Source organism: Streptomyces sp. NBC_00414, assembly GCF_036038375.1.
GTDB lineage: Bacteria > Actinomycetota > Actinomycetes > Streptomycetales > Streptomycetaceae > Streptomyces.
Genome location: NZ_CP107935.1, coordinates 8,899,316 through 8,920,486, shown reverse-complemented (window position 1 = coordinate 8,920,486; position 21,171 = coordinate 8,899,316). Strand labels below are relative to the sequence as shown.

Genomic DNA, 21,171 nt, shown 5'->3' with positions numbered 1-21,171 from the left:
GGCGGCAGTCATCGAACTTGTGCTCCAGGAGGCCCCATGTCCCCGTACGCCGCAGGCCGGCGCCGTGTCCACCGTTCCGTCGCCACCGGCGTGCCGCTCGCCGTGCTGGCCGCCCTGGTGGTGGCGGGTCCCGCGGCCGGCGCGCCCTCGGGGGACGCGCGGGTCACGGGCTCCGCGACGCTCGGCGACGTCCCTCTCGGCACGTTCAGCAACGGGCTGCTGGCGGGCACCGTGGCCGACGACCGGGGTGTGGACCTCGGCGGCATCGGGAGCGACATCTACCCGGCGGGCCGCAAGGGAGAGTTCTGGACCGTCACCGACCGCGGCCCCAACGGCCAGGTCAAGGTGGACGGCGAGAAGCGGCGTACGTTTCCCGTGCCCGGTTTCGACCCGGCGATCGTGAAGATCCGGGTGTCCGGTGACTCGGTGAAGGTGCTGGACGCGATTCCGATCACCACCACTTCGGGCAGGCCCGTGACCGGGCTGTCCAACCAGAAGGCACGCGACGAGGCGCCCTACTCCTACGACGCGAAGACGCCGCTCTCGTACAACCCGAACGGTCTGGACACCGAGGGGATCGTGCGCTCCGAGGACGGCAGTTTCTGGCTCGTCGACGAATACGGGCCTTCCTTGGTACACGTCTCGGCGCGCGGGAAGGTACTCACCCGGTACGTCCCGAAGGGGCTGAATCTGACCGGCGCGGGTTACCCGGTGGTCGAGGCGCTGCCCGCGGTTCTGCTGCACCGGAAGGTCAACCGCGGTTTCGAAGGGCTCGCCCAGCTCCCGGGCGGGGATCTGGTGCTGGCCGTCCAGAGCCCGCTGTCCCTGCCGGACACGGATGCCGGTGAGGCGTCGCTGACCGCACGTCTGCTGCGCTTCTCACCGAAGAAGCGGGCCGTCACCGCCGAGTACGCGTACCGGTTCGACGCGGTGGGTGTGGTCGATCCGGGCGAGGACGACCCGTCCGAGCTGAAGATCTCGTCCGTGGTGGCCGTGGGCCGCGACCGGCTGCTGGTGGAGGAGCGCACCGACAAGGCCGCCCGGTTGCAGGTGGTGAAGCTGAGTCGCGGCGCGGACATCCTCGGCAACCAGTGGGACGACAGCACGACGTCGCCGTCCCTTGAGCAGTTGGAGGATCCCGCGGCGTCCGGCGTCCCCGTGCTGCGCAAGCGTCTTGTCGTCGACCTCGGCAAGGTGAAGGGGGTGCCTGGGAAGATCGAGGGCGTCGCGCGCGTGGACCATGACACGCTCGCGCTCATCAACGACAACGACTTCGGGATGACGGACGGGACAGGCGCGTTCGACGCCCAGGGCCGCCTGGTGGACAGTGGAATAGAGACGACCGTGACGTACGTACGCCTGCCGCACGGGATCTGACGGATCTGACGGGATCTGAGGGGCGGCTCCGCTCGGCGTTCTCGCCCTCCACGCGCGCGTGACTCAGTTCGGCCGTGCGCGCGTGGCTCGCTCCGGCCGCGTGTGCGTGGCTTGATGTCTGCACGTGTGCGTGGCTGCCGCCTGCCGGCCTGCCTGGCTCACCGCAGCGGCTTGGTGAGCTTGCGGTCGCCCTCGCCGGCGTTGGCGGCCAGACTGCAGGTGACCTTGTCGATGCCGATCTTGAATCCCGCGGGATCGGGATACTGCACCAGGGTGCCGCGGACGGTGCCGGTGGGCTGCTTGGCCGCCTTGTCGTCCAGGGGTTCCTGGCAGAGGCCCGATGCCGCCTTCTTGAGGGCGGCATCGGTCGTGTACGCGCCTTCGAGCTCGGTCACCTTCACGACCTCGGCATCGTGCTTTCCACCGCACGAACGCTTCACCGCCTGGCCCGGTCGATCGTCGTCGATGTCGAAGCAGTCACCGGTTCGCAGCATGTAGTACGGCACTTCGTCGCCGGCGAGGGACGGGAGGAACGACTCCACGCCGCTGGGCAGTTCGGACGGCACACCGGAGGGCAGGGAAGGCAGTTCGCTCGGCACCTGCGACGGAATGCTGAGCGAGGGCGACGGCAGCTTCCCCGTGGTGGAACCGCTCTCCGTCGGCCGCTTCTTGTCTGATGAGCCGTCGCCGCCACTGGCAACCAGCACGACCGCGGCGATCACTCCGACCGCGAGGATCACGGCCAGCAGAACCAGGAGCATCTTGCGCCGTGGGTCGGAGCCACCGGGAGACCCGGGGGGCGGCGACGGAGGCGGCGGCTCCCAGCCTCCCCCTCCTCCCCCACCGTGCCACGGCGGACCGTCGCCTCCGGGAGGTGGGCCGTAACCGTCAGGAGGAGGCCCGAAGCCCTCCGGCGGTGGACCGTACCCGCCACCCCCATGGGGCGGCGTGTTGTCCGGCGGCCGAGGTGGCTCGGGCGGTAAGGGCGGCGTGGCCATAGCGTCAAGAGTCGCCTCGAAACGGTCACGAAGCGACCCCTGCGCGGAAGTTGATACGGACTCATGGCGTGGACCGCATGATTCCGGACGCCTCCGCACAGAGGTCGTTCTCCGGCCTTGTGTGATCAGCCGCGAGCGCCCAGCAGGTGGTCCATGGCCAGCTGGTCGAGGCGCTCGAACGCCATCCCGCGCGCGGCGGCCGTCTCGGCGTCGAAGTCCTCGAAGGAGGCGCGGTCCGCGAGCAGCGCCTGGAGGCCGTCCGACGCGGTGGGCTGCGCCAGTTCGTCCAGGCGCGAGGCCCGCAGGGCCTCCTGGACCTCGGGGTCGGCCCGGAAGGCGGCGGTCCGCTCCTGGAGGATCAGGTAGTTGCGCATGCAGCCCGCGGCCGACTCCCACACGCCGTCGTAGTCCTCGGTCCGCGGCGGCTTGAAGTCGAAGTGCCTCGGGCCCGCGTAACCGGCCGTCTCCAAGAGGTCCACCAGCCAGAAGGCGGAGCGCAGATCGCCCGCTCCGAAGCGCAGGTCCTGGTCGTACTTGATGCCGGACTGACCGTTGAGGTCGATGTGGAAGAGCTTGCCCGCCCACAGGGCCTGGGCGATGCCGTGCGTGAAGTTCAGCCCGGCCATCTGCTCGTGGCCGACCTCGGGGTTGACGCCGTACAGCTCCGGCCGCTCCAGGCGCTCGATGAAGGCCAGTGCGTGACCGACGGTCGGGAGGAGGATGTCGCCGCGGGGCTCGTTCGGCTTGGGCTCGATCGCGAAGCGCAGGTCGTAGCCCTGGGTGGTCACGTACTCACCGAGGAGGTCGAAGGCCTCCTTCATGCGGTCCAGCGCGACGCGTACGTCCTTCGCGGCGCCGGACTCGGCGCCCTCACGGCCGCCCCAGGCCACGTAGATCTGCGCGCCCAGCTCGACCGCCAGGTCGATGTTGCGGATCGTCTTGCGCAGCGCGTAGCGACGCACGTCCCGGTCATTGGCGGTGAAGGCACCGTCCTTGAAGACGGGGTGCGTGAACAGGTTCGTGGTGGCCATCGGCACGGTCATGCCGGTCGTGTCGAGGGCCTGCCGGAAGCGCTTGATGTGAGACTCGCGCTCGGTCTCCGAGGACCCGAAGGGGATCAGGTCGTCGTCGTGGAAGGTCACTCCGTGAGCGCCGAGTTCCGACAGGCGCTGCACCGACTCGACCGGGTCCAGGGCGGCCCGGGTGGCGTCGCCGAACGGGTCCCTTCCCTGCCAGCCGACGGTCCACAGGCCGAAGGTGAACCTGTCCTCGGGGGTGGGCTGGTAGTTCATGCCGCGGCTCCTTGCTTGCTCCGACTATTTCGTCATGGCGCTTAACAAATTAGTATGCGGAGGCATCCCTGGGAAGAGACAACATGTCTTCGAAAAGGGAAAACGGACGGAAAGTGGTCCGTGACAGCCCGACTGGAACCCGAAAATACCAGGTCAGACCCCGCGGAGCCGCGGAAGAGGGAGAGTTCGATGTCAGCAGCCGAGGGTCCGCTCGTCGTCGGCGTGGACACGTCCACCCAATCCACCAAGGCCCTCGTCGTCGACGTGGCCACCGGCGAAGTGGTGGCGAGCGGACAGGCGCCGCACACCGTGTCCTCCGGAGCGGGCCGCGAGAGCGATCCGCTCCAGTGGTGGGACGCGCTGCGCAAGGCGCTGCACCAGTGCGGCGACGCGGCACGCGAGGCCGCGGCGGTCTCTGTCGCCGGACAGCAGCACGGGCTCGTCACGCTCGACGCCCAGGGCGCTCCGGTGCGCCCCGCCCTCCTGTGGAACGACGTGCGGTCGGCACCGCAGGCCCGCCGCCTCGTGGAGGAGCTGGGCGGGCCGAAGGCGTGGGCCGAGCGCACCGGCAGCGTGCCGGGTCCGTCCATCACAGTCACCAAATGGGCGTGGCTCGCCGAGCACGAGCCCGAGTCCGTCCGCGCCACCGCGTCCGTGCGCCTGCCCCACGACTACCTCACCGAGCTCCTCACCGGGCTGGGCACGACCGACCGGGGCGACGCCTCCGGTACGGGCTGGTGGGCGTCCGGGACTGAGGCGTACGACGAGGAGGTACTCGGCCACGTGGGGCTCGACCCCGCCCTGCTCCCCCGGGTCGTCCGGCCCGGCGAGGTGGTCGGAACCGTTCGCGACTCCGACGACCTGCCCTTCGCCAAGGGCACACTGGTCGCTCCCGGCACCGGTGACAACGCAGCCGCCGCGCTGGGCCTGGGGCTGCGCCCCGGCACCGCGGTGCTCAGCCTCGGCACGTCGGGCACCGTGTACGCGGTGTCGGCGCGGCGGCCCACCGACCCCACCGGCACCGTGGCGGGTTTCGCCGACGCGCGCGGCGACTGGCTGCCGCTGGCCTGCACCCTCAACTGCACCCAAGCCGTGGACCGCGTCGCCGCCCTCCTCGGCATCGACCGCGAGGCCGTCGAACCCGGTACGAACGTGACGCTGCTCCCCTACCTGGACGGCGAGCGCACCCCTGCCCTGCCGCACGCCTCGGGCCTGCTGCACGGGCTGCGGCACGACACGACAGCGGGACAGCTGCTCCAGGCCGCGTACGACGGGGCGGTCCACTCGCTCCTCGGCGCCCTCGACCTGGTGCTCGACGAGGACGCGGACCGTTCGGCGCCGCTCCTGCTCATCGGCGGAGGCGCCCGGGGAACGGCCTGGCAGCAGACCGTACGACGACTGTCCGGACGTGCCGTCCAGGTGCCGGAGGCCAAGGAGCTGGTCGCGCTCGGCGCCGCCGCGCAGGCCGCGGGAGTGCTCACCGGCGAGGACCCGGCGGCGGTGGCCCGGCGCTGGAACACGGCACGCGGGCCGGTCCTGGAGGCCGGGGAACGGGACGAGGCGGCGCTCGCGCGGATCGCCGGGGTAATCTCCGACGCGGCCCCGTTGCTGGAGCGGGAGGCCGATCAGCGCTGACGGCTTCTCCTCCGGGGAGCGGGGGCCGGTCGCCGCCGGCTCCCCGGGCGCCAGCACGGACAGGACAGCCCTCAGGGGACCGGCCGGACGAGGACCGACTCAGGCAATGACAGCACCGCTCCACGAGGCCCACCCCAGCAGTCCCGGCCGACGCCTGCCCGATACGCAACAGGGCATGCGCCGCCGCAACCTGTCGCGGGTGTTGCACACCGTGAACGCCGACGGGCCGCTGTCCCGTGCCGCTGTCGCCTCACGCATCGGGCTGACCCGAGCGGCCGTCTCGACCCTCGTGGACGAACTGATCCGCTCCGGACTTCTCGACGAGCTGGGACCCGAGCGGCCGGGGCGGGTGGGGCGGCCCGGTTCGGCGCTGGCCCTGAGCGGGCGCGGCCCGGCGGGGATCGGTGCGGAGATCGGCGTCGACCACCTCGCCGTGTGCGCGGTCGATCTGCGCGGCAAGGTACGCGCGCGGGTCGTGCGGCACGGCACCAACCGCGGCCGTGCGCCCGAGCCCGTACTGAGCGAACTGACCGCGTTGGTACGCCGGATCGTCGCCGAGGCTGACCAGGAGGGGCTGTGGCCGGCGGGTCTCGCCGTCGCCGTGCCCGGCCTGGTGGCGCGTGACGCCCGGACCGTGGTGCGTGCCCCCAACCTCGGCTGGCTCGACACGGATCTCGGTCCGCTGCTGCCGGACGGGCTGCCGCTGACCGTCGACAACGAGGCCAACTTCGGCGGCCTGGCCGAACTCTGGCTCAACGAGGAGGCGCCGCGCGACTTCCTGCACGTCTCCGCGGAGATCGGCATCGGCGGGGCCGTGGTCGTGGACGGGCGGCTGCTGCGCGGGACGCGTGGCTTCGCTGGCGAGTTGGGACATGTGCCGGTGCGGCCCGAGGGGCCCGCGTGCGCCTGCGGCGGGCGCGGCTGTCTTGAGCAGTACGCGGGCGAGGAGGCCGTGCTGCGCGCGGCCGGCCTGGAACCGAGTGAGGACCGGGTCGGGCTGCTGGCCGAGCACGCCGCCGAAGGCGACAAGAACGTACGGCGGGCCTTGCGCGACGCCGGTACCGCGCTGGGCATCGCGCTGACGGGCGCCGTCAATCTGCTGGACCCGGAGGCCGTCGTGCTCGGCGGTGCGCTGTCCGGGCTGGCACCCTGGCTGCTGCCTTCGCTGGAGCGGGAACTGGCCCGCAGGACGGCGGGTCCCGCCTGCGCGGTGTCGGTGTCCCGACTCGGCCCAGAAGGCCCGCTGCTGGGCGCCGCGCATTCCGTCGTGCGGGCCGTGCTCGATGATCCGGCGGCGGTGGGTGGCGGGGCGTAGGCATGGGCGGCCTGCCCCGACCTGCCTCGACCTACCTCTCTCCACGACCTGCGCGACGCGCGGCGCGTGGCGCATGGCGCGTGACGCACGGCGCGTGACGCACGGCGCACGGACCTGGCGTACCTGACCGCTCGCCACTCGCTCGTCCCCCGCTCGCCGTTCGCTCTCTCCTGATCGCTTCTCGGTCGCCTCTCATCCGCCGCTCGGTCGCCTCTCATCCGCCGCTCGGTCGCCTCTCGTCCGTCTCTCGGCTGCTTCTGGCGGCTGCGATCCCCCTTTCGGGTGGCCGAGTTGTCCACAGTCACAGCACTGTCCACGGACCTGGGCGGGCCACTCCTCCCCAACCGGCAAGACCCGTACCGTGGTTCACGCGAGACGCCGCCGTCAGGAGGACGGAGGCTTTTCCGAGCAAGCACGGGGACTCCGCAGGCCTCAGGACTCCCTTCAGCACCCTTCGGCAGAACGGAGCCGTGTCGGCATGAGCGACCCGCGGATCTTGACCGTACGACCCGAACCGGGCGAGTACGCCTGGACGTTCGGCGGTGCGCCACCTGTGGCGCACATCGCGCCGGGCACGGTCCTCGACCTCTATACGGAGGACTGTTTCGCCGGGCGCGTGCGCTCGGAGAAGGACCTCGTGTCGGAGGTGTGCGAGTTCCCCTTCCTCAATCCGCAGACAGGGCCGTTCCATGTCGAGGGCGCGGAACCGGGTGACACGGTCGCGGTGCACTTCGTGTCGATCGAACCGGCACGGGACTGGGCGGCATCGACTACGGTCCCGCTGTTCGGGGCGCTGACGTCCACGCACACCACGGCCACGCTGCAGCCGCCGCTGCCGGAGACCGTGTGGATCTGGCAGCTCGACCGGGCGCGCCGCACCGCGCTGTTCAGCGCACGGGACAGCGACATCCGGATCGAGCTGCCCATGGACCCGATGCACGGCACGGTGGGTGTGGCGCCGGCCAACCTGGAGGTGCGCTCGGCCCTGGTGCCGGACGCTCACGGCGGGAACATGGACACGCCCGAGATGCGGACCGGCGTCACGTGCTATCTCGGGGTGAACGTCGAGGGCGCGCTGCTGAGCCTCGGCGACGGTCACGCACGGCAGGGCGAGGGCGAGACCTGCGGAGTCGCCGTCGAGTGCGCGATGAACACGGTGGTGATCGTCGAGCTGCTCAAGGGGATCTCGACGCCCTGGCCCCGCATCGAGTCCGACACGCACGTCATCTCGACCGGCTCGGCGCGCCCCTTGGAGGACGCGTTCCGAATATCGCAGCTCGACCTGGTCCGGTGGCTGGCACGCGACTACGGGTTCAGCGAGTTGGACGCCTACCAGTTCGCCACCCAGACCGTCGAGTCGCCGCTGGCCAATGTCTGCGACACCAACTACACCTGCGTGGCCAAGATCCGCAAGGAGTGGCTGCCCGATCGGGAGACGCATCGGGGGCTGCATGCCCGGATGCGCGAAACGGCAGCGGCGCTGGGTCGTTGATCCCTCGCGCCAGGGTCTGAACCACGTCCGGCACCTGCTCGAACCTCCGCCCCGAGGCTCGTGCGTCCCGTCCCGACGAGCAGTCACCGCCCCCACCCGAGAGGAAACCTGTGGACCGAGTCAAGTACCTGCCCGCCTCACTGCCCAGCCGACGGCGCCTGCTGCAGAGTGCGGCCCTCGCCACCCTCTCCACCGCGCTGCTCCCCACCCCTCGGGCGGGCGCGGTACCGCAGGGCATCGACTACCCGCAGTCCGAGTGGTCCCCGGCGAGCGCGTCCAACTACACGGTGGCCAACCGCCCGACGAGCCACCCCGTCGACTTCGTCGTCATCCACGTGACGCAGGCGACGTACTCGGACACGCTCGCCATCTTCCAGAACCCGAAGAAGCAGGTGTCCGCGCACTATGTCGTCCGGTCTGCCGACGGCCACATCGCACAGATGGTGCGCGAGCGCGATATCGCCTGGCACGCGGGCAACTGGGACTACAACACCCGCAGCATCGGAATCGAGCACGAGGGCTGGGTGGACAAGCCGGCGTACTTCACCAACGCCCTGTACGAGGAGTCGGCGAAACTCACCGCGTCGATCTGCGCCAAGTACGCGATCCCCAAGGACCGCTCACACATCCTCGCGCACTACGAAGTACCGGGCAGCGACCACACGGACCCGGGGCCGAACTGGGACTGGACGCGTTACATCAGACTCGTCAATTTCGCCTGACCGACCGAAGGCCACCCGAGAGCCGCCTGAGTAGCGCGAGAGCGGAGGGCATAGAGCCGCACGGGAACCGGGAGAGAAGACCAGGAGAAAGAAGGAGGCCGTCAGCGGTACGGGACGGAGCGGGCCTGATCCGGAAGGGCCGCGACGCTTGTCCGCGTCCGCCACCGGAGTGACGATGTCACCAGCCGTGTCACGGCAAGTCGCAACACTTTTCGGGAGGCCGGGTTGACCGATCCATGGGTGGCCCTGAATCCGGGCGCCGATCCTGTCGAGCGGGTTCGTGTGCTGCGCCGCGCCCATGAGACGTTCACCGAGGCGGGGACGGTGCCGCGGCCGGTGCGGTCCGTGGTCGCCGACTCGTGGCGGCGTTCGGCTCGGGCCGGGGTCGGGCCGGACGGCTCCGCGTATGTCGAACTCACCGACGGGGACCTCGGGTCGTATCGGGCGGAGCACCCGCTGGCTCCGGTCATGCCACTGTTCCGTGAACTCATGGGCACGTTCGCGTCGGACGGCGAGCACCTCCTAGCGGTCTGCGACGCGCAGGGCAGGCTCCTGTGGGTGGAGGGCCATCCCGCCACACGGCAGAAGGCGGACGGCATGAACTTCGTGCCGGGCGCGCGGTGGGCGGAGTCCGCCATGGGCACGAACGCCCCGGGGACGGCGGTCGCGCTCGACCGGCCGGTGCAGGTGTTCGCGGCGGAGCACTTCATCCGGCGCGTCCAGCCATGGACGTGCGCGGCGGCTCCGGTGCACGATCCCCGCACGGGTCGGCTGCTCGGAGCCGTCGACATCACCGGCGGGGACGGGCTCGCGCATCCGCACAGCCTGGGGTTCGTGCAGGCCGTGGCACGCGCGGCCGAGTCCCAGCTGGCACTGCTCACCCCGGTGCCGGCCGCCACCGACGCGCTCCAGCTGACCGCTCTGGGCCGGGACGAGGCCCTGCTCGTGGCGGGCGGCCGCAAACTGCGCCTGAGCCGCAGACACAGTGAGCTCCTGGTATTGCTGTCCCGGCACCCGGACGGCCTGACGGGCGACGAGTTGCTGTGCTCGCTGTACGAGGACGAGTCGGTGACGCCGGTGACGTTGCGCGCCGAACTGGCCCGCCTGCGCCGCCTGCTCGGGACCGGCGTCCTCGGTTCGCGGCCCTACCGGCTCGCGGTTCCGGTCGAGTCCGATGTCGGAGTAGTCGAACGCAGACTCGGCGCCGGTGCGATCACGGCGGCGGTGGCGGCGTACGCCGGTCCGTTGCTGCCCGGTTCCCAGGCCCCGGCGGTGGTGCGGCTGCGCCGACGGCTGGCGGCCGGGCTGCGCGCGGCCCTGGTCGCCGGTGGTGACCCCGATCTGCTGGCGTGCTGGGCCCAGGCGTCGTGGGGTGAGGACGACCTCGATGTGTGGAGGGCGCTGGCCGCCGTCCGGCCGACGGCTCAGATACGGGCGCGACTGGCAGAGCTGGAGGCGGAGCTGTCCGTGCTCCCCCGGCGGGCACGAAACTGAGGGCCACGGCTCGGCGGACACGACAACGCCCGCTGCCCTGGCGAGCGCTGCCGCCGCACCGCCTGGTGCCTGCCGTCCGCCGTCTGCCGTCTGCCGTCTGCCGTCTGCCGTCTGCCGTCTGCCGTCTGCCGTCTGCCGCGCAACGTATATGCAACCTCCCCGCCCCTACGCTCGCCGCGAGAGCTGTCCAACGGCGGGCGGCCCTTCCTCGGGAGGCAGAGCACATGACCCGTTACGCAGCGCCCGGCACCGAAGGCGCGATCGTCTCCTACCGGTCGCGGTACGACCACTTCATCGGCGGCGAGTACGTGGCACCCGCCCGAGGGCAGTACTTCGAGAACCCGAGTCCGGTGAACGGTCAGCCGTTCACGGAGATCGCACGAGGTACGGCCGAGGACGTGGAGCGCGCGCTGGACGCGGCGCACGCCGCCGCACCCGCCTGGGGCCGCACGTCGGTGACCGCGCGGGCCGACATCCTCCTCAAGGTCGCCGACCGGATGGAGGCGAACCTGGAGAAGCTCGCGGTCGCGGAGAGCTGGGAGAACGGCAAGCCGGTCCGGGAGACTCTCGCCGCCGACATCCCCCTCGCCATCGATCACTTCCGGTACTTCGCGGGGGCGATCCGTGCGCAGGAGGGGTCGCTCGGTGAGATCGACGACGACACGGTGGCGTACCACTTCCACGAGCCGCTGGGCGTCGTGGCGCAGATCATCCCGTGGAACTTCCCGATCCTGATGGCGGTGTGGAAGCTGGCGCCGGCGCTCGCGGCGGGCAACGCCGTCGTGATCAAGCCCGCCGAGCAGACCCCGGCGTCCATCCACTACTTGATGAGCCTGGTCTCGGACCTGCTGCCGCCGGGCGTCGTGAACATCGTCAACGGCTTCGGTGTCGAGGCGGGCAAGCCCCTGGCGTCGAGCGCGCGGGTGGCAAAGGTCGCGTTCACCGGCGAGACCACTACGGGCCGGTTGATCATGCAGTACGCCTCGGAGAACATCAAGCCGGTCACGCTCGAACTGGGCGGTAAATCGCCGAACATCTTCTTCGACGACGTGTGGGCGAAGGACGACGACTTCAGGGACAAGGCGCTCGAAGGCTTCACGATGTTCGCGCTGAACCAGGGCGAGGTGTGCACCTGTCCGTCCCGGGCGCTCGTCCAGCAGGGCCACTACAGCGAGTTCCTGGACGCGGCGGTCGCCCGCACCGAACTGATCAAGCCCGGCCACCCGCTCGACACCGAGACGATGATCGGCGCTCAAGCCTCCAACGACCAGTTGGAGAAGATCCTCTCCTACCTGGACATCGGCCAGCAGGAAGGCGCCAAGGTACTTACGGGCGGTCATCGGATCGAGTACGACGGCGAGTTGGCGGGCGGGTACTACGTGCAGCCGACGATCTTCCAGGGCGACAACAGGATGCGGATCTTCCAGGAGGAGATCTTCGGTCCGGTCGTCTCGGTCACGTCGTTCTCGGACTTCGACGACGCCATCAAGATCGCCAACGACACGTTGTACGGGCTCGGCGCGGGGGTGTGGACGCGGGACATGAACACGGCGTATCGCGCCGGGCGTTCGATCCAGGCGGGCCGGGTGTGGACGAACTGCTACCACGCGTACCCGGCGCATGCGGCGTTCGGCGGCTACAAGCAGTCCGGTATCGGCCGGGAGAACCACAAGATGATGCTGGAGCACTACCAGCAGACGAAGAATCTGCTGGTGTCGTACTCGCCAAAGAAGCTGGGCTTCTTCTAGACGTCGAAAAAGGGCGCCCGACCAGGCACTTCACCTGTCAGGCGCCCTTCCCGGCATGCGTCTAGGCCACGGGGTGAAGTGCAGAGCAACTCCCGATATGCCCCACTGCTATCCCATCTCTGACCAGCTGTTCCTGGGCATTTCCGGGCCAAGGCCCGGCTCACGCGTCCTCTGCACTGCCGTCCTGCCCCTCCCACCTTCGCATCGACTCCTCGATCAGGCTGTTGGCATGGTCGCGCGCCTCGGCCAAAAACTTGGCGTAGAAGCGGAAGAGAACCTGGATGCTTTGTCCGGCGCGGCGCGCACACTCTGCCGGGTCGACACCGGAGGCAAGCCAGAATGAGATTCCTGCGTGGCGCAGGTCGTAGAAACGTTTCGCAAGCTCAACGGCGTGTTCATCGAGAGTCAGCGCAGCCTCACGCCCACGTCCCCATGTGATGCCGTACGCGGATGGATCGACGTAATTTCCCGCTGCATTGCGGAACAGACGTCCATCGGGTGCGACACCGAAACTCTCTAGTAGTGCTTCGTTGGGTTCTGGCTCGGTTGGCTTTGAGGCGCTGGCCGCAGGTGGTGCAGGTGCCGGTCCAGCACCGGAGGAGGCTCTGCAGGGTGTCGAGGACCTGGTAGAGGGTCAGGTTCCGGCCAGGGCCTTTGGGTCCAGGCGCCGGAGGGTGAGGAAGGCCTGGGCGGCGGTGACGAGGGTGACGTGGTGGTGCCAGGTGCGGCCTTCGAAGTGGTCCAGGCCCAGGCCGTGTTTGAGTTCGCGGTAGTCGTGCTCGATGCGCCAGCGCATCTTCGCGCATCGCACCAGACCGGTGACCGGGGTGGTGTCGGGCAGGTTGCTCATCCAGAAACCGGTCGGCTCACCGTCCTCGTGGGGCTGTTCGACCAGCAGGGTCCGCAGCGGCAGCACACCGTCCCATCGATCGCGCCCGCCGGCCTGTTCCTGGGCAGTGTGGCTGGCAATCTTGCCCGCCGGACACACCCGGAGCACGGCGAACCGGGAGGCCATGCCGCCCTTGCTGCCGTTGCGCCAGGTCACCTGCTCGAACGCTGTGGCGGCATCGACCAGGTCCCTCAGAGCCCGGGCAGGTTCGCGACAGCAGGGCCGAGTGGGCGGCCCCAGCCCGCCGTAGGGCACCCGATACGGCTCGGCCGCCTCCAACTGGACGGTCTCCTTGGGGTCAACGGCCACCACATGGGACCAGCCGCGGTCCTCCAGTGCCAGGCGGAAGGAGACACTGCGGCCGTAGCCGGCATCTGCCACGATCACCGGCACCGACGGCAGCCAGCCGGTCCAACAGACCCAACGCTAAACGGGATTTGGGCACATGCCCGACGTGATCGGGAACTCCGGCAGCCCGCCGTCTACGGGCGTCATCCGCCCACTGTTCGGGCAGGAAGAGCTCCCACTCCAGCGGACAGGACGCGACGTCCGTGGCGGCGTGCACGCTGACCGCGACCTGGCAATTGGCCCGCTTGCCGACCGCTCCGCAGTACTGCCGGGCCACCCCCACCGATGCCTTACCGCACCTGGGAAACGACACGTCGTCGACCGCCCACACCTCGGGCCGAATCACCTCGCACAGACGCTGAGCGATCCGCCGGCGCACCGGCATCCACTCCCACGGCGATTGACTGACGAACTGCTGCAAGGCCTGCATGTTCCCGTCCGGCAGACGCTCGGCCATCGGCTGGATCGACTTACGCCGACCGTCCAGCATCAACCCACGCAGATAACACTTGCCCTTCGCCCGCTGATCCTTGCGCGGCACCGAGACGAACACATCCGCAACGAACAGGCCTAACAAAGCACTACTAGGGACTGTTTCTTGGATCATGTTCGGAGCCAGATCATGAGGGCTGCGAGGGTGACGGTGCCGAGGTAGATGTAAGCGCGTTTCTCGTAGCGTGTGGAGAGGCCGCGGAAGCCTTTCAGACGGTTGCTGGCACGTTCGACGGTGTTGCGTCTCTTGTAGCGCTCGGCGTCGAATCCGGTGGGTCGGCCTCCCCGGGAGCCTCGGTTGAGCCGGTGTCCGAGCGGGTCGAGTCGTTCGGGAATGGTGTGGGGAATGCCGCGTCGCCGCAGGCAGCGGCGGTTCCTCCGGGACGCGTAGGCCTTGTCGGCCAGGACATGGTCCGGCCTGGTGCGCGGCCGTCCCCCTGCGGTGCGGCGGACGGAGATCTGCTCCAGGACGTGCTCAAGCTGGGGGCCGTCACCGTGGTGTCAGGACGAGGGCGAGAGGCCGGCACCGTCCGTCGGCGGCGAGATGGATTTTGGTGCTGAGGCCGCCGCGGGGCGTCCCAGGCGCTCACCGATCTGACCACCTCCGCCAGCCGAACGGCCAGTTGCCGCAGGACCGGATCGACCTGATTCGTTCCGCGGCCCGCCCCCTTTTGAACAGCCGCGGCAGGCGGTGCCTTCCTCGCGCCGACGGCATGCTGGTGTGCTCGTACCGCGGCGGAGTGCGTCACGAAGCGTCCTGCTGGTCCAGCCCCTTCAGTCTGGTGCGTAGGGTCTCGGCGTCGGCATGGCCAAGGTGTTCCATGATGGCCAGGCTCTCGATCCAGACTGCGCGGGCACCATCGGGATCGCCGGCGCTCAGACAGGTGTCCCCGAGACGCATCAGGGTGCCGCCCTTGAACCAGGGAAGCTCGCCCTGCTGCTGGTAGAGGTCGAGCGCGCTACGGAAGGCGGTGGCGGCTTCGGCGTACTGTTCCAGACCGTGGTGGGTGTGTCCGATGCTGTCCCAGGTGTGCGCCGCCAGGGTCGTGTCTCCCACCGCAAGGCACAGAGCCAGCGCCTGCTGACAGTGGTCGAGGGCCTTGTCCAGGTGCCCGAGCTGTTTGAGGCACCAGCCGACGGCATTGAGTGCGGAGGCTATCGCCATCTGAGCGCGCGCATCGGCATCGCCGAAGTCGCCGCACGCACGGTGGAACTCAAGGGCCTGTTCTGCGGCAGCCAGAGCGATCTCCGTATCGCCCTGGCCCTCCGCCGCCCAGGCCAGCATGAAATGGCCCTCCGCACGAGCCCTCAGGTCGTTCGTCTGCGAGAACAGTTCGACGGCGTACTCGGCATGGGCCCGTGCCTCCGCGTGGCGTCCCTGCCCCCACGTCGCTGTGACCACCCCGTGGAGGACACGTGCTTGGGCGGTACGGTCGTCGAGTCGGCGCGCCGCCCGTAGCGCGGTGAGGTGCATCTCCTCCGCTTCCTGCCACAGGCCACGCAGGTGAAGGTGGTTGGAGACGGCCCAGGCGAGCTGCCAGGTGTAGGCGTCGTACGTGTGGGCGGCGGCCTGCTTGAACACGGCGAGAAGTACCGACTCCTCGGCGGTGAACCAGGCCATCGCCCTGGTCTTGTCCGCGGCGAGGTCCTCGGCCTGTACGCCCTCGGCCACCGGAGCCAGCGGGATGAGTGTGCGCGCGAGGCTGGTCAGTGCCGTTCCCTGGTGAGCGGTGTGGAGGTAGTGGTCGAGCATGCGGTGACGGGCGGTGTGCTTCCAGTCCGGTGAGTCGGTGGTCCCGGTGAGTTCACCCGCGTAGGTGCGCAGCAGGTCGTGGGAGGCATAGCGACCTGGGGTGATCTCGTCGAGCAGGTGGGCCTGGACGAGTTCCGCGAGGAGCCGGCGGGTGTCGCAGACGGCACGGGCGCTGAGGCTGGCGGCTGCGGGAACGGTGATGTCCGGGCCGGGGTGCACGGCAAGGAGACGGAACAGGCGGGCGGCCTCGGGGGTGAGTGCGTCATAGGACCAGGAGAAGACGGCGCGCGCGTCGGCGGCTGTGTCGTCATGGTCCTGGAGGGCGTCGAGGACTGCGGCGCTGTCGCCCAGTTCGGCCGCTATGGAGGCGAGGGAGAAAGCAGGGCGGGTCACGGCGCGGGCGGCGGTGATGGCCAGGGCGAGCGGAAGACGGGCACATCTGTCGATGATCTCGTCGACGGCGTCCGCCTCGGCCGCCACACGGGCCGACCCGAGGCGGCGGGCTAGCAGGGCGCGCGCTTCGGCGGGGGTGAGCACATCCAAGTGGATGGGGTGGGCGCCGTCGATCGCAACGAGTCCGGTGAGCCGGTTGCGGCTGGTGACGACGGCCAGGCAGCTGGACGTTCCGGGCAGCAAGGGGCGTACCTGGGCGGCATCACGGGCATTGTCGAGCAGGACCAGCATGCGCTTGTCGGATATGAGGGTACGGTACCTGGCCGCGAGGGCGTCAAGGTCCTGCGGCAGCCCTCGCAGGTCCTCCCCCAGCGAGCCGAGCAGGGTCCGCAGGGCGTGCTCTGGTGCCACGGGCTGGCCGACCGGGTCGAACCCACGCAGGTTCAGATAGAGCTGGCCGTCGGGGAATCGGGCGGCGACCTGCCGGGACCAATGCACGGCGAACGTGGTCTTGCCGACGCCCGCCATACCCGCGATCGCGCTCACCACCACCGTCCCGCCGGACGACAACCGCGCCATCTCGGCCAGCTCCGCGTCTCGGCCCACGAAAGCCGGGAGTCCGGACGGTAGTTGCGCCGGAGTGGTGGAACTCGTGGGCGCGGCAGGAGCGGGAGGCGGGGTGGCCGTGGGGGTGGGCGTAGGGGTGGCCGATACCGACGGAGCGAGAAGTTCCGGGTCGGCGCGGAGGATCTGTTGGTACAGGGTCTGCAACGCCGGACCTGGGTCCACGCCCAATTCGTCCGCCAGCAGGCGCTGCGCCCTGTGGTAGGAGTCGAGCGCCGCCGCCTGCCGCCCCGACCGGTACAGGGCCAGCATCAGCAGCCCTCGGAACCGCTCGTCCAGCGGATACTCGGCGACCAGCTCCGCCAGCTCCGCGACGGCCGTCACGTGCGAACCCAGATCGAGCTCGGCCCTCAGGCAGTCCCCCCGCGCGGTCAGCCACAGCTCGTCGAGTCGCTGCCGCTGACCTTGCGCGTACTCACCCGGCACACCCGCGAGCACCGACCCCTGCCACAGACTCAGAGCCTCCCGCAGATATGTCACAGCGCTCTCGGGCGCTCCCTGCGCACGCGACCGCTCGGCCCGGGTACACAGTTCCCGGAAGAGAACCAGATCCAGTTCCCCGACCGTGCGCAGCTGGTAACCGTCCCCCAGGGAGCGGATCACCGACGCCGCGACATCGGCCTCCGGATCCAGGACTCTGCGGAGACGGTGGACATAGCCGCGGAGGATCCCGGACGCGGACGCCGGCGCGCGTGGTCCCCACACCGCGTCGGTCAGCCCGCCCACGGACACCTGGGCACCCTCCGCCAACAGCAACACGGCCAGCACGGACCGCTGCTGAGGCGGTCCCAGCTCGATCTCGACCCCACCACGCCATGCCCTGAGCGGGCCTAACACCGAGAACCGCAACTGCTGCTTCAAACCGACACCCTCCCCGCGAACGATCTCCAGTCTGCCAGAGCCCGCACGGAGCCCTGCGAAGCCTGTGGAGGAAGTGCGTCGAACTCGCGGACCCGGATGCGAGGCGCCCGGGTACCGGACCCCGGAAGCCGGAACACAGCAAGCGTTAGTGGATACCCAACATCCTACGAGTCCGTAGATACGCTGCCGGAGTCGCTCCGAATATTGATTTGAAGTTCATTATGAAGTGACTCGCGTCCGAAAAATGCCACCTGGCTGCGATTTCCGAAACGCACGTCATACTGCCAGAGTTCACGAGATCATCGTGCGCCCTCTGTACACGCCTGTAACGGGTGAACGACATCACGGAGTGACCAGACCCGGAGAAGGTGCGATGCAGCGTCCGAGTGGACACTCCGAGGATTCTGGCGATCAGCGCGGGTGACAGGTCGGGCCTGTCGAGATTGATCTCTATCGCGGTCTCTGCCGCCCGCAGCGACTCCACACGGGACTCGTCCAGTCCATTGCTGGACGGCGTCCCCAGGATATCCGACAGTAAAGTCGCACAGGCGTCGAGCGCGGCGTCCTGTGCGCAGGTCGAGCGGCTCAGGGCATCAGAGGAGCTCTCCAGGACATTCAGAAATTTCACCAGAAGAGCAACCTCGGGGGAGGCCGCTTCCCCGATATATGGCCGATTGAGCTTCTCCGGTGAATCGATCCGTGGGATCAACGCGTGCCTGGTAATCGCGACCATCCGGACACGCGTAGCCGGCGCACAGGAGAAATCCCACGGAGACTTCGTGTCCCTGATGCAGATCTGCCCCGGCATGACAGCGTAAGATTCCCCACCTTTCCTGAACTCCAACCCACCGGAATTCACCAGATCGACCACGATCGGATCCTGGTCCACACCCCGACCCGAAACTCCCGCCAGTGAATCGCTGTAGAACCTGATCGAGAGCAGGCCGTTGTAGTGATGACCGTCGGCGGACAGTCTGAAGCCGTGAGGAGCAGTTCGAAGAGCAGTGAGACGAGTCAGATGTGACAGCGGACCGCTTCGCCACCCTCGGAGTACCGGATCAGCTTTTCGGAACTGCGGCGCCGTTAGGTTCATCTCTGTTGCGAACCGTGTCGACCGACCGCGGTTCGAGCCGATGGCGGAGAGATCTACCGACTTCTGAGTGCCCATTTGCGCCTTCTTTCGGTCGCCCCACGCCTGCAGCTGTTCGAGGACGGCCGAGGGCGTCAGTGCATTTCATCTTCAGCACGGCTTCGCGCTGGCCCCTCCGGGCCGCGCGCTGCGTCGACAAGACAACCTGCTGCCTGTTCACGGCCGGTTGACGACTGATTCACGGCTCGTTGTCGGGCACCCCGACGCAGTACGCAATACCAGGTCCTGGAGGGCATGGAGCGGTGGCCGGCCGACCGGTCCGGGTGGTTCCGGCCGTCATCACCGGCAAGGGCCGGAGGGAGGACCTCGGGGCCGTGTCACCCGTCAGGTACGGAACCGGCGGAACGCGAGAATCCCCCTCAGCCGGCGAACGACCTCACCGTGGCACTGAGCTCCTATGCACCCCGTTTTACTCTCGCTACGGTGCCAAAGTCCGTCTTCCACATGGGTTTGAGAGTAAAAATGCGACTCAAGGCTGTAACCCTCACCGTGGCGCTGATTTTCGGCGGTGCGCTCGCTTCGACAACTCCGGCCGCCGCGGCATCGGCAGCCGACTGCCCATCGGGAAAGTTGTGTCTTTTCCTCGACAGCAACTTCGGCGGAGAAATCTACGTACCCGACTCCAATCGCGTTTCGGATCTCAAGGGTGAGAGCTACCCGGGCAACTACCCGCCCGTGAACGACAGCACTTCGTCCGTCGTCAACAAAACGGGACAGACTGTTCGCCTGAACGAGAATTCAGGGCAGAACGGCAGGTACATCGACATCAAGGCGAATTCTCAGATCTTAAATCTCAAGTCAAACAGCTTCGTGATTTACAACCATGATGGTTCCACCAATCAACTCTACGGGGCCTTCAACGACGTGATCTCCTCCTTCTGCACCAGGTAGCGGCTGCTGAAAACCCCGAGAGTTGCGTAGGGTGCACACCTCCGAGAGTCAGGCTGAAAAATGAAGATCCCATTCGCAGGAATCGTCGCGGCAGGTGCCGTCATGGCGGCCTCGGCGCTCACTTTCGCTCCAAGCGCGTCGGCGGCAGTACATTGCCCGGAACAGGCTGTGTGCGTATACAGGGATGCCAATTTCGCCGGATCCATGTATTCATTTCCGGCTAACAACTATGTGACTCTGTCCAAGACCGAGCACAAGTTCAGCGACGGCACACCCGTCAATGACAACATCAGCTCGGTCGTCAACAACACCACCTTCACCTTCGCGTTCTACACCGACCACTCGTACGGGGGGTCCCTTGCCGATGTCCTGGCGCCTCGTCGCTGGACCAGCCAGGTCGCGATGAACGACCGGATCAGTTCGATGCGAGTGATCTAGAACGATCGTCCAACCTACATCCGGACTGTCCCAATGGAGGATTAGAATGAAGTTTCGAGCACTGATTGCAGCGTCTGCCATGGTGATGGGTGGTGTGACGGCCATAGCAGTCCCGGCCCATATGAATGAAGTGAACCAGCGCGGCGAGGCCGGCATGAATGAGCCGGATCAGAACGACCTGACCGACGCGCGTACAGCGGGCGGCGGCGGCCACGAAGACCCCGCTCCCATCGGATAACCGGGTACGCCCTTCTTTCACACACGACCGGCTCCACCTGGTTGCACCAGGTGGAGCCGGTCGACTTTCCCTCAACTCTTCCCCACGGACAGGAAGACCTCACGCACCGGAAACATTCACCGCGAATGAGGAAATCAAATTGTCGAATCCCGTGGTGGACAGCTTGGAGTTCCATCCTCCGCCCGAAACCGTGATCTTCGCACCCTTTTAGTTCGCGTCCTTGAAGAAGGTGGCAGAATACCTCGTGTTGTTGATTATCGAAGATATGTGGTCATTGAGGTAGACGCCGCTCAGCCACTTCGGCGGGTCATAGTTGAGATCCGGCTTGTAATATCCGTTGGCGGCAGGAAAAGCGTAGACCTGCCCGGTGAACGAATCGCTGTCGTATACGCAGAGGTAACCGACCGGACACTTCTCGTTCGCGGCAGAAGCCGATGACGTAACTGTGGTCACCAGACTCAACGCGATGCCGACGGAGACCGCAGCGCCGGCCACATTACGCTTCCTCATGTGACGAATCCTTCAGCTCGAATGGTGATTGTTCTCATTGCCCGACGTGACGGCCCACCGTGTGCGTCGGTGGACCGTCACGAAAAGAGGGAGGTTGGACCTTCGGAAGCGCCTCAGTCAACGTACCTGTAGAAGAGCTTGTACGGGTTGGAATGTGCCGACCAGTACTCGCACTTCGTTTCGACCGTCCTTCCGTTCACCCCTTCGAGGCCAAGCCGCTCCCGCGCTATATTGCAATCCACGGAAGTGAGGTAACCCGCGTACATGGTCCAGGGGGCCAGACGCAGAACACCCCCGTTGTCGGTGGGCGCTGCGCTCTGGGTCATCGAAGGCACAGCCGCCACCGAACTGTTTTCAGCGGTACGTGCGGAGGCCGCGGCCGCGCTCGCCGTGATTCCACCCGCGAGCAACACTGCCAGCGCACCGGTCGCGAGAATTCTCTTCTTGGCCATACGTATCCTCTTACCGAGTAGACTTTTGATCCTGCTGCGACAAAAGTAATCTCCGGCAG

16 protein-coding genes and 2 pseudogenes are annotated in these 21,171 nt (G+C 68.1%); 10 read left to right on the top strand and 8 right to left on the bottom strand.

Annotated features, from left to right (window positions below):
- The first annotated feature begins 36 nt into the window (after positions 1-36).
- Complete coding sequence (locus OHS59_RS38450; protein WP_328497939.1) at positions 37-1,377, top strand: esterase-like activity of phytase family protein; 1,341 nt, start codon at positions 37-39, stop codon at positions 1,375-1,377.
- Between the two features lie 158 nt (positions 1,378-1,535).
- Here the strand turns inward: OHS59_RS38450 and OHS59_RS38445 are convergent, their stop codons facing one another.
- Together OHS59_RS38445 and xylA are read right to left on the bottom strand one after the other, a co-directional pair.
- On the bottom strand, positions 1,536-2,138 hold the full coding sequence (locus OHS59_RS38445) for a hypothetical protein (protein ID WP_328497938.1): 603 nt from the start codon (positions 2,136-2,138) through the stop codon (positions 1,536-1,538).
- Positions 2,139-2,500: 362 nt separating this feature from the next.
- The gene (gene xylA, locus OHS59_RS38440) at positions 2,501-3,667 is read right to left on the bottom strand and encodes a xylose isomerase (protein ID WP_328497937.1); all 1,167 of its coding nucleotides are present in this window, start codon (positions 3,665-3,667) and stop codon (positions 2,501-2,503) included.
- Positions 3,668-3,856: 189 nt separating this feature from the next.
- Here xylA and xylB point away from each other — a divergent pair, with 189 nt between their 5' ends.
- The 6 genes from xylB (at position 3,857) to exaC (ending at position 12,073) form a co-directional block, all read left to right on the top strand.
- Positions 3,857-5,302, top strand: a complete 1,446-nt coding sequence (xylB, locus tag OHS59_RS38435) for a xylulokinase (protein ID WP_328497936.1) — start codon at positions 3,857-3,859, stop codon at positions 5,300-5,302.
- Between the two features lie 106 nt (positions 5,303-5,408).
- The gene (locus OHS59_RS38430; RefSeq protein ID WP_328497935.1) at positions 5,409-6,617 is read left to right on the top strand and encodes an ROK family transcriptional regulator; all 1,209 of its coding nucleotides are present in this window, start codon (positions 5,409-5,411) and stop codon (positions 6,615-6,617) included.
- Between the two features lie 478 nt (positions 6,618-7,095).
- Entirely contained in the window at positions 7,096-8,109 is a 1,014-nt protein-coding gene (locus tag OHS59_RS38425; RefSeq protein ID WP_328497934.1) for an acetamidase/formamidase family protein, read from the top strand.
- 110 nt (positions 8,110-8,219) lie between these two features.
- Positions 8,220-8,831: an N-acetylmuramoyl-L-alanine amidase gene (locus OHS59_RS38420; protein ID WP_328497933.1), complete on the top strand. Its 612-nt coding sequence runs from the start codon at positions 8,220-8,222 to the stop codon at positions 8,829-8,831.
- A 225-nt stretch (positions 8,832-9,056) separates the two neighbouring features.
- A complete protein-coding gene (locus tag OHS59_RS38415) occupies positions 9,057-10,325 on the top strand; it encodes a GAF domain-containing protein (RefSeq protein WP_328497932.1) in 1,269 nt (422 codons plus the stop codon).
- Positions 10,326-10,549: 224 nt separating this feature from the next.
- Complete coding sequence (gene exaC / locus OHS59_RS38410) at positions 10,550-12,073, top strand: acetaldehyde dehydrogenase ExaC (protein WP_328497931.1); 1,524 nt, start codon at positions 10,550-10,552, stop codon at positions 12,071-12,073.
- Between the two features lie 634 nt (positions 12,074-12,707).
- Here exaC and OHS59_RS38405 read toward each other — a convergent pair.
- From OHS59_RS38405 to OHS59_RS38390, 4 genes and pseudogenes are all read right to left on the bottom strand, one after another.
- A pseudogene (locus tag OHS59_RS38405) lies at positions 12,708-13,917 on the bottom strand (IS701 family transposase).
- Positions 13,914-14,388: pseudogene (locus OHS59_RS38400) on the bottom strand (IS5 family transposase); the annotation flags it as partial. The pseudogenes OHS59_RS38400 and OHS59_RS38405, both read right to left, overlap by 4 nt.
- Before the next feature lie 159 nt (positions 14,389-14,547).
- The gene (locus tag OHS59_RS38395; RefSeq protein ID WP_328497930.1) at positions 14,548-17,433 is read right to left on the bottom strand and encodes an AfsR/SARP family transcriptional regulator; all 2,886 of its coding nucleotides are present in this window, start codon (positions 17,431-17,433) and stop codon (positions 14,548-14,550) included.
- 145 nt (positions 17,434-17,578) lie between these two features.
- Positions 17,579-18,601, bottom strand: coding sequence for a helix-turn-helix domain-containing protein (locus OHS59_RS38390; RefSeq protein WP_328497929.1), 1,023 nt, complete (start codon positions 18,599-18,601; stop codon positions 17,579-17,581).
- Positions 18,602-19,006: 405 nt separating this feature from the next.
- Here OHS59_RS38390 and OHS59_RS38385 point away from each other — a divergent pair, with 405 nt between their 5' ends.
- From OHS59_RS38385 to OHS59_RS38375, 3 genes are read left to right on the top strand one after another with little or no spacing between them, the layout of a single operon-like run.
- On the top strand, positions 19,007-19,474 hold the full coding sequence (locus OHS59_RS38385) for a peptidase inhibitor family I36 protein (protein WP_328497928.1): 468 nt from the start codon (positions 19,007-19,009) through the stop codon (positions 19,472-19,474).
- A 60-nt stretch (positions 19,475-19,534) separates the two neighbouring features.
- Positions 19,535-19,912 (top strand): peptidase inhibitor family I36 protein, encoded by a 378-nt coding sequence (locus OHS59_RS38380; RefSeq protein WP_328497927.1) that lies wholly within the window; start codon positions 19,535-19,537, stop codon positions 19,910-19,912.
- Positions 19,913-19,958: 46 nt separating this feature from the next.
- Positions 19,959-20,150: a hypothetical protein gene (locus tag OHS59_RS38375; RefSeq protein WP_328497926.1), complete on the top strand. Its 192-nt coding sequence runs from the start codon at positions 19,959-19,961 to the stop codon at positions 20,148-20,150.
- Positions 20,151-20,357: 207 nt separating this feature from the next.
- Here the strand turns inward: OHS59_RS38375 and OHS59_RS38370 are convergent, their stop codons facing one another.
- Both OHS59_RS38370 and OHS59_RS38365 read right to left on the bottom strand, forming a co-directional pair.
- On the bottom strand, positions 20,358-20,660 hold the full coding sequence (locus tag OHS59_RS38370) for a peptidase inhibitor family I36 protein (protein WP_328497925.1): 303 nt from the start codon (positions 20,658-20,660) through the stop codon (positions 20,358-20,360).
- A 113-nt stretch (positions 20,661-20,773) separates the two neighbouring features.
- The gene (locus OHS59_RS38365) at positions 20,774-21,112 is read right to left on the bottom strand and encodes a hypothetical protein (RefSeq protein ID WP_328497924.1); all 339 of its coding nucleotides are present in this window, start codon (positions 21,110-21,112) and stop codon (positions 20,774-20,776) included.
- Between the last annotated feature and the right edge of the window lie 59 nt (positions 21,113-21,171).